Source organism: Nostoc sp. NMS7, assembly GCF_017115085.1.
Lineage (GTDB): Bacteria > Cyanobacteriota > Cyanobacteriia > Cyanobacteriales > Nostocaceae > Nostoc.
The window spans coordinates 1-14,229 of sequence record NZ_JABXKJ010000035.1 but is presented as its reverse complement, the minus strand read 5'-3'; the positions used below and the strand labels follow the sequence as shown (position 1 = coordinate 14,229).

The 14,229-nt window shown below is 42.2% G+C and carries 13 protein-coding genes; 8 read left to right on the top strand and 5 right to left on the bottom strand.

From position 1 onward, the window contains the following. Positions 1–392 precede the first annotated feature (392 nt). Entirely contained in the window at positions 393–4,343 is a 3,951-nt protein-coding gene (locus tag HWQ38_RS02855; protein WP_292789865.1) for a DUF2157 domain-containing protein, read from the top strand. A gap of 18 nt (positions 4,344–4,361) precedes the next feature. On the opposite strand, the gene HWQ38_RS02850 is transcribed toward HWQ38_RS02855, so the two are convergent. From HWQ38_RS02850 to HWQ38_RS02840, 3 genes are all read right to left on the bottom strand, one after another. After that, positions 4,362–4,715: a DUF5615 family PIN-like protein gene (locus HWQ38_RS02850; protein WP_292789863.1), complete on the bottom strand. Its 354-nt coding sequence runs from the start codon at positions 4,713–4,715 to the stop codon at positions 4,362–4,364. A gap of 2 nt (positions 4,716–4,717) precedes the next feature. Then, positions 4,718–5,044, bottom strand: coding sequence for a DUF433 domain-containing protein (locus tag HWQ38_RS02845; RefSeq protein WP_292789861.1), 327 nt, complete (start codon positions 5,042–5,044; stop codon positions 4,718–4,720). Positions 5,045–5,148: 104 nt separating this feature from the next. Next, positions 5,149–5,331 carry a hypothetical protein gene (locus HWQ38_RS02840; RefSeq protein ID WP_292789860.1) on the bottom strand — a complete coding sequence of 61 codons (183 nt, stop codon included), beginning with the start codon at positions 5,329–5,331 and terminating at the stop codon, positions 5,149–5,151. On the opposite strand from HWQ38_RS02840, the gene HWQ38_RS02835 reads away from it, so the two are divergent. The 3 genes from HWQ38_RS02835 to HWQ38_RS02825 all read left to right on the top strand — a co-directional run bounded on the left by HWQ38_RS02835 (position 5,326) and on the right by HWQ38_RS02825 (position 7,135). Beyond that, a complete protein-coding gene (locus HWQ38_RS02835) occupies positions 5,326–5,613 on the top strand; it encodes a type II toxin-antitoxin system HigB family toxin (protein WP_292789859.1) in 288 nt (95 codons plus the stop codon). The two genes, HWQ38_RS02840 and HWQ38_RS02835, sit on opposite strands and share 6 nt — an antisense overlap. Next, positions 5,601–6,011 carry a transcriptional regulator gene (locus HWQ38_RS02830; protein ID WP_292789857.1) on the top strand — a complete coding sequence of 137 codons (411 nt, stop codon included), beginning with the start codon at positions 5,601–5,603 and terminating at the stop codon, positions 6,009–6,011. Before HWQ38_RS02835 ends, HWQ38_RS02830 begins: the two co-directional genes overlap by 13 nt. Before the next feature lie 761 nt (positions 6,012–6,772). Further along, positions 6,773–7,135 carry a hypothetical protein gene (locus HWQ38_RS02825; RefSeq protein WP_292789855.1) on the top strand — a complete coding sequence of 121 codons (363 nt, stop codon included), beginning with the start codon at positions 6,773–6,775 and terminating at the stop codon, positions 7,133–7,135. Positions 7,136–7,330: 195 nt separating this feature from the next. On the opposite strand, the gene HWQ38_RS02820 is transcribed toward HWQ38_RS02825, so the two are convergent. After that, positions 7,331–8,290, bottom strand: coding sequence for an NAD-dependent epimerase/dehydratase family protein (locus HWQ38_RS02820; RefSeq protein ID WP_292789853.1), 960 nt, complete (start codon positions 8,288–8,290; stop codon positions 7,331–7,333). Positions 8,291–8,712: 422 nt separating this feature from the next. On the opposite strand from HWQ38_RS02820, the gene purD reads away from it, so the two are divergent. The 3 genes from purD to nblS are packed head-to-tail and all read left to right on the top strand — an operon-like array spanning position 8,713 to position 12,118. After that, positions 8,713–9,990, top strand: coding sequence for a phosphoribosylamine--glycine ligase (purD, locus tag HWQ38_RS02815; protein WP_292789851.1), 1,278 nt, complete (start codon positions 8,713–8,715; stop codon positions 9,988–9,990). A 48-nt stretch (positions 9,991–10,038) separates the two neighbouring features. Further along, the gene (locus HWQ38_RS02810; protein WP_292789849.1) at positions 10,039–10,170 is read left to right on the top strand and encodes a hypothetical protein; all 132 of its coding nucleotides are present in this window, start codon (positions 10,039–10,041) and stop codon (positions 10,168–10,170) included. A gap of 1 nt (position 10,171) precedes the next feature. After that, positions 10,172–12,118: a two-component system sensor histidine kinase NblS gene (gene nblS, locus HWQ38_RS02805; protein WP_292789847.1), complete on the top strand. Its 1,947-nt coding sequence runs from the start codon at positions 10,172–10,174 to the stop codon at positions 12,116–12,118. A 141-nt stretch (positions 12,119–12,259) separates the two neighbouring features. Here the strand turns inward: nblS and HWQ38_RS02800 are convergent, their stop codons facing one another. Then, a complete protein-coding gene (locus HWQ38_RS02800; protein ID WP_292789845.1) occupies positions 12,260–12,631 on the bottom strand; it encodes a zinc ribbon domain-containing protein in 372 nt (123 codons plus the stop codon). 264 nt (positions 12,632–12,895) lie between these two features. Here HWQ38_RS02800 and HWQ38_RS02795 point away from each other — a divergent pair. Then, a partial coding sequence (locus HWQ38_RS02795; RefSeq protein ID WP_292789843.1) for an AAA family ATPase occupies positions 12,896–14,229 on the top strand: 1,334 nt, incomplete at its 3' end.

Below are 14,229 nucleotides of genomic sequence, written 5' to 3'. Positions count from 1 at the left end.
AACATCTGCTTCAATGCTCCTAGATTACATCTTTTAACTTAAGTTGACACCAATGAGCATTGCTGTGCCCCTACCAACGTATTTGTATCATTATTAAAGTGAAAGAGTATAACGGGACTTCCAATTAAAAAGGGGGGTTGGGGGATCAAGTCTTATCCGAACCGTATTGGAGGTACGCGGACTCGCTCTTTGTAGCGCTAACATAAAAAGAGACAGGTGCATCTAGCGGTTGGGAGACTGCAAGGCGGAAACTAAAAGCAGACAGTTGGCATTTAAATATCGCTCAGAGATTAAAAATTAATATTAATTAGCCTAATAACTGGCACAATTAGAGCCAAAATATACTTTAATTAAATTCGTGATTTAAGTATATACTTATATGGCTGCGGCTTATGTCATTGCCTCTTGACCACCCGCTAAACTTTGAAATCAGACTGCCATCTTCCCATCCTCAGTTATTAGAAGGACTAGATATATGGCTGCACTTAGGTTTGATATCCGATACCCAAGTTAGGCAGCTATGCCGAGAGTTTCTGGTGTGTGCGGTGGTTTTGCAACCCCAGGCGGAAGCTGAGACAAAAGTAGCGTTTGTAACTTCCGAGGCGGGGGAGCAATTGCCCGTAGCAGCTTTACAATCTAGTAGCCGTAGACAACCGCAACAAAAACCAGCAAAACCCAACTTGATCAGCACAATGTTCCAGTCCTTGGGGGCAGAACTGAGTGTGCGTTGGCTGCTTTTTCTAGGGGTATTTCTGGTAGTGGTGTCCTCTGGGGTACTGGCTGCAAGTCAGTGGGAGAGGTTTCCGGCTTCTGGACAATATGGAGTTTTATTTGCTTATACTTTGAGTTTTTGGGGGTTAAGCTTTTGGGCGACTAGGCAAAGCAACCTCAGATTAACGGCTCAGACATTGCTGATTGTCACCCTTTTGTTGGTGCCGGTGAACTTTTGGGCAATGGATAGCTTTCGCTTGTGGCAAAATCCTCTGGATTGGGTTGTAGTTGCGATCGCCTGTCCTACCCTGACTGCTATAACTGTTTTACTCTCCAAAAATCGGACTATTTTTACAATACATACAGGCATTTTACCTCTAGCAAATATTTTGGGGCTGAGTTATCTGCATTGGGGTTGGCAATTAAGAGGATTTCCCTTGATTGCCGTTTATATCGCAATGATTGGTACAACTCTCATTACCGTTTATCACAATTACCAACAGCCTAATCCGATCAGCGACGAAGATCGGCGCGATGTCTACGACGGGCTACGCCTACGCCAGCAATTAAGTATTGGTTTGCCTGCTGCCGTAATTATTTATGCCTTGATAGTGTTGTTAGTGCGAGCGATTTTTGTTGTAAGGGTAGATGTCACGCAATTGGGGTTAGCTATTGGCATTTGCGGCTGGTTAGTGACTTGGTTAGCACAGAGGGGAGCAGAAGAAGCAGAAGAAGTAACAGTAATATTCTCCACATCCCCCCCATCCCCCCGATCCCCCTCATTCCCCTTACTCTGGGAAAGACTCGGTGGCATTTTACTCTTCCTGGGTTGGCTGGTTTCGGTAGTGAGTTATCCTTGGCATGCGATCGCTGTAAGTGGTTTGAGTTTGTGGTATGTGGGAAATCGCTTGTGGCGGCACAGTTTCAAGGTAGACTTCGCGGCAGTTTTTGTCATCGGCTTACAGACGATTTGGCTCTTTTGGCGGTTAGTACCTGATAACTTCCAGAAATGGGCGATCGCAACTGGCACCCAACTTACCAATTCTCAAAATGAACCTGGGGCTTTGCTGGGTATAGCTTTATTTCCCTACGTAGTTTTGATGGTGGCGCTCACAGATCGCCTCTATCGCCGCCAAAAGCCAGAAGTGGCTAAATTTGGCGAACTGCTCACCCTCTTATTGGGAGCTTTTTTAACAACGATCGCTTTCATAAATCCCACATTGCGATCGCTAAATCTGCTATTTTCTACAATCACTCTGGCATTCGTCACCCAACGCCGCTCCCCCTCATCCCTTCCTTTAGTATCTCTAACTCACATGATTGGGGTGCTGACATTTTGCTCTACGATTAATTGGCTCTTACCAAGTCTGAGTCAACAAGCCTGGGCAAGTATTTTATTAGCTCTGATGGTTGCAGAATGGGGATTTAGCGTCGAGGAAGGTTTATGGCGGCGTAGTGCATGGGACATCGGTTTAGGACTATCTGCCGCTAGTTTTTTCTTATTGTGGATGAATGCAGAATCATCTTGGTATGGGATACCTGATACCAAAGCTGATTGGGGAGTCTTATGGCTAGTTACGCCTTTAGCTCTCACAGGTGTTGCCAATTGCACACTTAGAGAGCGTCGGACTACTACCCGTTACTTAAGTGTCTTGGCTATAGGAGTTGCCCAGCTACTTACTTTACAGCTACCAGGAACCAGATTAATTGGTTTGGCTGTAGCTACCGGGTTGATGTTTACAAATACCCGCTATCTGCGAAACCAAACATCTGCGGTAATTACAGAAGGATTTCTTCTGAGTTTTATTGGGGCGCTGTTATGGACGGGTGTACCTGGTTTACCTCACCTGGCGTTAGCAGGTTGGTTTGTCGCCGGAGCGATCGCAACTCTCAGTTTATGGTTAGCGCCGACAGTTTTAAGCCGACGCGGTAACGAATTAGCAGTTATATATGCAGCCGCCAGTGATCAATGGGCGATCGCCTTGTGTGGTTTTCAGTTGTTGGGTTTGACGCTGCATTCATTGCTGATTTACCAAGGGTTTACTACTTCGGGATTTTTCTACTTAATTGCCATTGCAATCACCTTGGCAGCCATTGTTTATCGCAGTTGGCGTGAACCGACAAATTGGGCATTTTATAGCATCGGTTGGTGTTTGGAATTATTGACTGCCGAAGCGCTGGGATTTGGAGAACATTCAACTGTTAAGATAGCGATCGCAAATATCGCTTTGGGTTTAATTGCTCAACTTCTTGGCGAGTGGTGGCGACGACGACATCAATTAGAAAGGCTTCCTAGCAGTTTTCACATTTTGCCATTAATTTATGCTGCATTCAGTGTATTGCTGCGTTTGCATACCTTTACCGAATGGACAGGTTTGTATTCCTTGGGTGTAGCTTTAATTATCATTGGCGTCGGGCGACGGCGCGAGAACTTTAAACCCCTGCTGTACTTAGGAATCATTGGCATATCCATTTCTGCTTATGAACTTTTGTTCTATCAAATATTACAAGCTTCAGGAGGAGCATTAGGTGATGGATTGATAGCCATGTCTACCCTTGGCGCCACTATCATGTATGCTTACCGCATTCTCTCGCCTTGGCTTGTCAGCTACTTACGCCTAACTCCCCAAGAACTGAAAAGAATTGCCCATATTCACTGGGTTTGGAGTAGCTGTTTATTAATGGCTGCGATTATTACTCCCATTGGAGTTAACCGTTTAGTAGGATTGGCAACGGGGGTATTTTTGATTCGTTATGCCATCTTTCAGGGACGAAATTCGCACACATCCCCCAGCATCTTTGGAGGAATCACAATAGGCGAGATGTGGGTTTACCTGGGCTTATTAGAAGTAGCCGGCATGAGGATTTATTGGCGGGAGACAGCAGTCGGGAAATTTTGGGCTGGGCCGTTGGTTCCTTGGAATGGTGCGATCGCCTGTGTGGTAGCCTATTTTCTATACATCCTACCTTGGGAAAGTTGGGGTTGGTCTAAAAGACCTTGGCAACAAGCTGCATACATCATACCACTGATCATTTTATGGGAAACCAGACTGCGAACTTACCCCATTACTTTGCTACTCGCAGCTGGATTTTACATCTTCTTAGCAAAGGTGGGTGAAAACATCCGTTTTACCTATATTAGTGTGGCGTTGATTGATTGGGCGCTTTACCGTTGGTTTAATTCCTTACATCTAAGTGATGCTTTATGGTATGTAACACCCATTGGATTATCACTGCTTTATATTGCTCAAGTCGATTCTCAACTAAGACTACCAGAATACAAAACATCTCGTCATATTCTGAGAGTGCTAGGTAGTGGTTTAATTTGTGGCTGGGCAATTTTATTTGATCAACATGCAGCCTGGATACCGGGGATTTTCAGCCTCATCGCCATTTTTGCGGGATTAGCTTTGCGAGTGCGGGCTTTTCTCTACATTGGTACAGCCACTTTTTTAATCACTACAATCTATCAATCGGTAATTTTCAGCTTGCAGTACTCTTTCTTAAAATGGGTTATTGGCTTGCTCGTTGGCATTTTACTGATTTATATCGCCGCCAACTTTGAAACCCGTCGCGCTCAAATAACTTCCTTAATTCGTAGCGCCATTGATGAATTTCAATCATGGGAATAGGGGTTTGTAATTGCGTACTTATCCACTTCTCTGTGCAGGCGGGCGATTAACTCGCATCAGCTTTCCAAACAAAGATTCTTCAGCCGCAATTGCCTGATGAATCCGGGTGGCTAATCGCTGCCGATCCAAATCTTCTGTGCAAACAATGATACCTGCATGATCTGGACTCATGCGATGCAAGCGGATAAAATCATCTCGATTTACTGTCAGCACTGCCCGCCCCTGAATGGTCGCCAATGCAAGCACTTGGTCATCGGAAATTTGCTGATTGGCTTGCCCTGCTTCTTGTACCGTCAGCACATCGTGACCGAATTGACGCAGTAGCCCCGTAACCACCTTGGGAAATCCCTCATCGGCATAAAGCAATGCCACGCTTAAGCCGCCTCTTGCCGGGCGATCGCCGCTTCAATCTCTTCAGGATTAACCTCTGCATACAGCCATGCATTCACCAAATCAGCAGCAGTTAGCGTCGGGTAATCTTCTAACAAATAGGCTTCACTTGCCCCTTGATCGCGCAGGCTAACCAACAGCCAAACCGGAATCCGAGTCTGCCGAATACAGGCATCGCCCCCCATAACGCCCGGTGTTTTCTCAATGCCAATCAACCCATTGCCCAGACTCGCCGCCAAAATCTGAATTGCCTGTGCCTTTTCTTCCAAAGACAGGGCTAAAAGTTGAGGTTGTAATTCTTTCAGTGTCATTGTGGGCATCAAGCTGAATACTTGAGATGACAATTGTTCTCCATTATAGGTAAAAACCAACGAACAAACAGCGTGTATACTGTTTAAGCTAAGAGTTGAACTAATTAAACAGGCGATCGTCCTGCAACGTGGGGTGGGCAAAGGGGCGATCGCACTGTCGCCAGACTAATTGGCAAACTCCAACCACCCGGAAAGCCTCGCCAGCCCGGTACTGCAATCGGAACTCTAATGATCGGACTATGACAAGATTCGCTATAATAGCCTGATGAATCCAGCGAATCATGCACCTTATTTCTCGTAAAGCATTACGTCAATTTTGGGAAAAGTATCCTGATAGTGAAACTGCGCTAATTCGTTGGTTTAAACTCATGAACTCGGCAAACTTTCAGACTTTTGAGGAATTACGCTCAGTTTTTCCTAGTGCCGATCTTGTAAGCGATCTAATTGTGTTTAATATTGGTGGCAATAAATACCGATTAATTACTTCAATTCACTTTAATCGTCAAAAAGTTTATATTCGTGATATCTTGACCCATTCAGAATACGACAAAGACCAATGGAAAACTTAACCACACTTCCCCCGGATATTAATACCCATTGGAGCGCGATCGCACCCCTGCTTACGATTCGCAATGAGCAAGAGTATGATCAAGCGATCGAGCGATTAAATGATTTAATTGATGAAATTGGCACAAATGAACAGCATCCTCTTTATAATTTTCTTGATACGTTAGGGACGCTGATTGAGGCTTATGAGGCAGAGCATTATTCTATCCCTAATTGTAGCGGAAGCGATGTATTGGCTTATTTAATCGAGGAACATAGACTAAGTTTCTCAGATTTGACTGAAATTGGTACATCGGAAACAATAGAAGCTATTTTAAACAAAGATCAAGCTTTAACCCTGAGTCAAATTCAATATTTAGCACAACGTTTTAAGGTTCAAGCTCAAGTATTTCTAGATTAAAATCAATTGTCTCAAAATTGAGTCTACCTGAAAACAAGCACATTTATAATAAGTCTTTAAGCAAAAATGATCTGACTCGTATTTAGCCGGACATGATCTGAGAATAAACTTAACAGAATTCTATCTGAGAGCATCCATCAAAAAATATTGCTCCAGGGTTGACGTTTCCGTGTTTCGCGCAGTCTGTAGGAACATCCGCTTTCCTTGTAGGAACTTCCGCCTTAACGTTTCCGTGTTTCGCGCAGTCTGTAGGAACTTCCGCTTTCCCTGTAAGAACATCCGCCTTAACGTTTCCGTGTTTCGCGCAGTCTGTAGGAACATCCGCTTTAACGTTTCCGTGTTTCGCGCAGTCTGTAGGAACATCCGCTTTCCTTGTAGAAACTTCTGCCTTAACGTTTCCGTGTTTCGCGCAGTCTGTAGGAACTTCCGCTTTCCCTGTAAGAACTTCCGCTTTTCCTGTAACAACTTCTGTTTTAACCTTACTCAGTGCTGAGTCGTGAGTGAGGAAAAAGTAAGAGCGGGTTTACTGTACAGATTTCTAACACATTCACATTTTTTACAAATTCGCCTCTAGTTGCTCTTTGTCGAGCCACTGCGGTTATGAGAGGAAGAGAGGAAGGATTGAAAATTGGTAAAATTACTCAAATTTTAGTTTTTTTAAGAAAAATCAACAATTTTACGCAGGACAACCTTTTAAAAAATTGTCCACTATAGAGTTACTAGAAATTTAGGTTATTTTTCCAGGTAAAGGAGTATTAATGATGGCAAGGAAAAAACGCGATTCACGTACTCTTAGCAAAGCTGAGATGCGCTTGGCAAGTATTAAATCTATCAGTCCTACTCTAGATGTAGGAGAGAGCTTAAATGTTAAAGATTATACTGACAAAATTGAAAGTCTCCGTCAATCTCTGGAAGCCTACAATACCACTCTCTCTACAATTGATGTTTTATTAACCCAAATCACCGAAAATGAACGAGGTTTAGCGGACTATTCTGAAAAAATTTTGCTTGGTGTTGCTTATAAATTTGGTAAAAATAGCCACGAGTATCAGATGGCTGGGGGTACTCGTAAAAGCGATCACAAGCGTACTCTGCGCCAAGGTGTTGTTTTAGCTACCAGCTAAGGGCAAGACTTTGCTCGTAAATAGACGATATTGTAGGGGTTTAGCATTGCTAAACCCCTACGAAAGATCAGGCTTTTCACTTATACATATTTACTATTTATTGTCAATGCGTAAGTCCTATTTAATTACGAATTACAAATTACGAATTATTTATCAATACGCTTTGCATAATAAAAGTGAGAGGGATGAGGAAAATTAGCAGGATAGGGAATACAAAGATTTTACCCACTCCCACTCCTCTGTTAAACCCTCTCTTAAGGAGACTTGCGGCTGATATCCGAGAATTTTCTTTGCTTTAGATACATCAGCAGCAGTGTGGCGGGCGTCTCCCATCGCCTTTTCTATGTAATTTTTTTTGATTGACTTCCCAACGATTTCTTCAATCCTATCCAAGACTTCAGCTAAAACTACCCTGCTACCACCACCGATGTTAAAGATTTCTCCCACTGCTTCGGGTGCGATCGCGGCGGCTAAATTAGCAGCGATAATATCACTAACATACGTAAACTCTCGCGTTTGCTGGCCATCGCCGTAAATAGGAATCGCTTCATCTTGCAAAATCGATTTAAAAAACTTATGAAATGCCATATCTGGGCGTTGTTTGGGGCCATAAACTGTAAAATAGCGCAATGTCACACAGGGTACGCCAAAGTTTTTGTAATACAGTTCACACAAAAACTCTGCTGCTAGCTTTGTAATGCCGTAAGGAGAAACTGGTTGAGGGCAAATTCCTTCGTGGGTAGGTAATGTTTCTGCATCACCATATACACTCGATGAAGAGGCAAATACTAACCTTTTCAGATGTTTAGCATCTTTGGCTGCTTCTAGCAAAACTTGTGTAGCGTTAATATTTCGTTCTGTGTAACCTCGAAAAGCTTTACCCCAACTTGCTCTCACACCTGCTTGTGCCGCTTGATGGTAAACTAGATCAACATCTTTGAGGAGTTTCTGCCAATCTAAAAACTGAATATCTCCTTCAATTAATCTAAAACTAGGTGAAGGATGCAAGTGTACAATATTCTTACGCTTTAACATCGGATCGTAGTAATCATTGAATTCATCAATTCCGATTACTTCTTCTCCTTGTTGCAGCAATGTTTCTGCAAGATGAGAACCAATAAACCCGGCGGCTCCAGTAACGATAATTTTAGCCATGCTGCCTATTTTTTTATATCCTGATTAATCTTTAATATTCACAAGTTAATAATTATAATCAATAATCCGTTACTAATTGATAATTTTTTAAATTACTTATTAGAGGTTATCAACATAATAGATAATTAAACTAATATACTTGTATTTAAGATATATTATTAAATATATTTAGTAATTATTAACAACATAAATTATAAATTCACTAATTCATGAAATCTAATTTTAAAAATAAATACAGTTAAAACTCAATAGTTAAAACAGGTTAGCAGATCGGAATAATAAAAGTTAGATATAGCAATCCTAAAACATTCGTGAAAAGTTAGATACCCGACTTCTTTAAGAAGTCGGGTATCTGGACACCGAGAATTTTCACAAATCAGATAGGATTGCTATATGCATAATAGGGACGCACGAGAAAATCAGTGAAAGTTTTAGTTGTAGGTAATGGGGGGCGCGAACACGCTCTGGCATGGAAACTGTTGCAATCTAAGCAAATTGAGCAAGTTATCTGTGTACCAGGGAATGGAGGCACAGCAAGTATGGAACGTTGCCAGAACTTGCCCCTAGCAGTAGATGATTTTGAGGGCATGAGCGGATATGCTCTAGAACATGGCATAACTCTGGTGATAGTTGGGCCAGAAGTCCCCTTGGCAAAGGGAATCACAGATTATCTCCAAGAGAAAGGGTTGATGGTATTTGGCCCAGTCAGAGCCGGAGCGCAAATTGAAGCAAGTAAAGCTTGGGCAAAAGCTTTAATGCAAGAAGCAGGGATTCCGACGGCACGGAGTGCGGTATTTACACAGGCAGCAGCAGCAAAATCTTACGTCAAATCTCAGGGAGCGCCAATTGTTGTCAAAGCTGATGGCTTGGCGGCTGGTAAGGGTGTAACGGTAGCTGAAACAGTTGAACAGGCAGAAAGTGCCGTTGATGCGATTTTTCAGGGACAATTTGGCAGTGCTGGTAAATTTGTCGTCATTGAAGAATGTTTAATTGGGCAAGAGGTGTCAGTTTTAGCGTTAACCGATGGGTTAACAATTCGACCCTTGTTGCCAGCTCAAGACCATAAGCGGATTGGTGACGGCGATACAGGGGAAAATACTGGTGGGATGGGAGCATACAGCCCAGCACCCATTGCTACACCTTCTTTGATGGCACGCATTCAAACAGAAGTCTTAGAAAAGGCGATCGCCACTTTACGAGCTAGAGGCATTGATTACCGAGGCGTACTCTATGCTGGGTTAATGATTGCACCCGATGGCGACTTTAAAGTTTTAGAATTTAACTGTCGCTTCGGCGATCCCGAAACCCAAGTTATTTTACCACTGTTAGTAACACCTTTAGAAGAGTTGATTCTAGCGTGTGTACAACAGCGATTGAGTGAATTGCCGCCTATTGCTTGGAAAGAGGGAGCATCTGCCACTGTGGTTGCAGCTTCAGGTGGTTATCCCGGAGAATATGAGAAAGGCCAGGTGATTACGGGCATTGACAAGGCAGAGGCAACAGGAGCAACTGTATTTCATGCAGGTACGAAGTTAAACCAGCAACAAGAAGTAGTGACAGATGGGGGTCGAGTATTAAATGTGACTGGAATCGGAGAAAATTTTGAGCAAGCGATCGCCCAAGCCTACGCAGGTATCAAATATATTCAGTTTGAGGGGATATATTACCGGAAAGATATTGGGCATAGAGTTAGGGGTTAGTAGAGACGCGATTAATCGCGTCTCTACAGGAGTTAGGAGTTATTCCTAATGCCCAATGCCCAATGCCCAATGCCCAATGCCCAATACCCCATGCCCAATGCCCCTAACATATTTGTCAAATTAACTGTTAATTTTTTAGTTGTTGGGCTTATAACAAAGACTACTAACAACTTTATTTAAGATGCTAAGTCTGTTAAAAACAATTCGAGATGCGATCGCTAGTTGGTGGTCGGAGTTCACCCTCCAGACCAAACTGCTGGCTGTGGCTACAATGGTAGTTTCATTGGTGATGAGTGGTCTGACCTTCTGGGCTGTAAATACAATTCAGCAGGATGCGCGGATGAATGACACCCGCTTTGGCCGTGACTTAGGACTGCTGCTTGCTGCCAACGTTGCTCCCCTAGTTGCTGATCATAATCTTAGTGAAGTTGCCCAATTTTCCCAACGTTTCTATAACAGCACCTCTAGTGTGCGTTATATGCTCTACGCCGATGAAACCGGGGAAATGTATTTTGGCATTCCTTTTTGGGAAGCGGAGGTAGAAAACTCCCTCACGATTAAACGGCGGATACAACTGCCAGAAGATTACCCTGGTGATGGGGAAAAGCCAATGGTGCGGCAACATCTAACCCCAGATGGAGTAGTCACCGATGTATTTATTCCCCTGATTGTCAATAAAAAATACTTAGGTGTATTAGCGATCGGTTTCAACCCCAATCAGACTGCGATCATTTCCACCAATTTTACCCGCGATGTCACCATTGCCGTTTTTATCACGATTTGGGTAATGGTGATTTTGGCAGGAGTGATTAACGCCTTGACCATCACTAAGCCGATTAAAGAACTGCTAGTGGGGGTGAAGCAAATTGCTACCGGGAATTTCAAGCAGCGCATTGATTTACCATTAGGGGGCGAACTCGGTGAGTTAATTTTAAGCTTTAACGAAATGGGAGAGCGATTAGAGCGTTATGAAGAACAGAATATTGAGGAACTGACCGCAGAAAAAGCGAAACTAGAAACCCTAGTTTCGACGATCGCAGATGGTGCTGTGTTGATTGATAACAACATGCAGGTGATTTTAGTCAACCCCACAGCGCGGCGAATTTTTGGCTGGGAAACTGCTGATATGGTCGGACAGAATGTGTTGCATCACTTACCCCAATCGGTACAAATAGAAATCACCCGTCCCTTGTACGAAATGGCAGCAGGGGAATGCGAAAGTGCCGAATTCCGAATTTTTATTAACCAACCCACCCCACGCACGATCCGCATTCTCTTGACTACAGTACTCAATCTCCAAAGAGAAAGCATTAAAGGCATTGCGATTACGATCCAAGATATTACCCGCGAGGTTGAGTTAAACGATGCAAAAAGTCAATTTATCAGCAACGTTTCTCACGAACTGCGAACGCCTCTATTCAACATCAAAACCTATATTGAAACCCTGCACGACTACGGCGAAGACTTAGCTTTACAAGAACGGCAAGAGTTTCTCCAAACTGTCAACAATGAAACCGATCGCCTAACCCGCCTAGTTAACGATGTTTTGGATTTGTCAAAACTCGAATCTGGTCGCAACTACAGCTTCGATGGCGTAGATTTAGCCCAAGCGATCGAGCAAACTCTGCGTACTTACCAACTCAATGCTAAAGATAAAGGTGTTGAACTACTTCAAGAAGTTGCTGCTAATTTGCCCTTGGTAATGGGTAATTATGATTTGTTAGTACAAGTGTTTGGCAACCTAATTGGTAATGCCCTTAAATTCACAAAAGTCGGTGGTAAAGTGGTAATCCGCGCCTATCAAGTAGATTTCAAGCCCAGTCACACCGAATCTTCTCCAGTGCGGATTGAAATTTCCGATACTGGAATTGGCATTGCCACAGAAGATCAACACTCAATTTTTGAACGCTTCTTTCGTGTAGAAAACCGAGTTCACACCCTAGAAGGCACGGGTTTAGGTTTATCGATTGTCAGAAATATCATCGACAGACATCGTAGTAAAGTCCATCTAGTGAGTGAAGTTGGCATAGGCACAACTTTTTGGTTCCATTTAACTGCCTTTGAGGAAAAAGCGCCACCGATACAAGTTGAACCTATTGCTGAAGCATCCAAAATCACCACAACTTGAAGGTTAGGGATCGGGAATTGGGAATTGGGCACTTGTACTGAGCGTTGCCGTTGGCGCAGCCTCTCGTAGAGAAGTATTGGGCATTGGTTATTCCCCTTGTCTTCCTTGTCTCCCTTGTCCCCATTCCCTAGTAAACACAAATCAAGACCTTAATATAACAAACAACAAACAGACCAATAATAAACCTAATAGCAACAGCAAAGCTTGATTGCGTTTTATCCAACTTTTCAGAGTTAATGCAAAACTGTTAGTGTAACGTTGCTGTTCCAACTCTAACTTTGTCTTTTCAATATTTTGGTAGAGCGTACAGTCTTTAGCGTAGGGACGCTGGGGAAAATTGCAAGTATCATCAGCGTGATATGTGCAGGTGTCGCACAGATACCCTTCCCCAATGGCGCGGTGCAATGGAATACCGGGATGGCCGTAAGCTTTGAGTGTTGTCCGGCAATAGGGACAATTAATAGCTTGACTATCAACGAGTTGATGGCAGTGGGGACAAGATACAGTAGCCAAAACCTTTAGCGCAAATAGCTTAAGTAAACACTTTGATTCTAGCGATTTACAGGAGTAATGGGCAAATACATATATAGCCTGTTAATTTTGAAGATGGCTAGCTCTCAGAATTGGTTATTTTATCAGCAAAAGTACTAATTTAATGATGATTTTTTAGATGTTTCTAAGTGATTTATATCACTCAAAATAATTAAGGCTATGCCATAATCGAGCAAATATCAGATTTTCTCCCAAGTCCAAGAGTTATTTAGAGGTATAAAAATATTGCCTTTTAATCCTGAGCTATGCCGTAACGAAAGCGAAGTTGAAAGCAAACTCATAGTGCAATATTTGCTACCGCAGCTAGGTTATACTCCTGACACCTGGCATCAAGAAGTTGCCGTTGGTAGCATCCGCTTAGATTTCTTAGCATTTGCCGCACAAGTAATTCCCTTTGTTTTAGATACCAACTCACCCCTGAGTGTCGTCATGGAGGCAAAGCATCCCAAACAAAACTTAAATAATCATGTCCGCCGACTCAGGCATTATTTAACCAGCTTAAATGTCAGATATGGATTGTTGACTAATGGCAAAGAGATTAGAATTTATCAAAAATTGCAATATGATATTCAGCTATTATTCCAATGTTCTGGAAAGGATGTTGAAGCTAAGTTAGAGAATATTAAAGGTTTAATTGGTAGAGATAGTCTAAAAGAAGGACAGTTAGTAGATAAACCAGAAGTTAAAATAATTGAAAATAATTTAAATTTTGAAACAAAGAGGCAAGATTCAATGAAAATAATTGCGGTTTACCATAATAAAGGCGGCGTAGGTAAGACAACCACTGTAGTGAATCTAGCTGCTGCTATTAGGAAGAAGGGCAAAAGAGTTCTAGTTATTGATTTAGATAGCCAAGCTAATACTACATTTGCCACAGGGTTAGTCAAATTTGATGATGAAATATCAGATAATATAAAAGACAGTTATATTTATCATATACTGCGTTCAATTGAACTTGATCCTATCTCGGAAGTAGCTAGAAAATCTTCATTCACGAATCCAGAGATAGATGTAATTCCATCGCACATTAATTTAATGAAAACGGAAACAGAGCTAAACGGACTAAGATCAAGTCAAGCTAGTCTAGTATATAAATTGAAAGAAGTAGAAGATAAATATGATATTGTAATTATCGATACACCTCCTTCTTTAAACCTATTTGCATTCATTGCGCTTGTCACATCTGACTATTTAATTATTCCTTCAGATTTGAAACCATTTGCTAATCTAGGATTAACAAATGTAAAAGAATACATTAAGCAAGATATTAACCCATTCAGAAAAAACCTATTAAATAAATCACCTATAAAAATTCTGGGCGTTCTTCCTTGTAAAATTGCAACTTTTCAAAAGTTTGTGCAACATACTTTACCCAAACAAATATTAGCAATTACTGAACGATATAACTTGCCAGTAATAGACACGGTGATTTATCAAAGAGAGGAACTTGCAAAGTGTCTTGAACAAGTTCAACAGATAGGAGATTTAGAAATTCCTGATCCCAGTATCCGCTCAATAAGTTGCGGTAAGCAAAAATTATTAGCGATTGTTGAATCAAT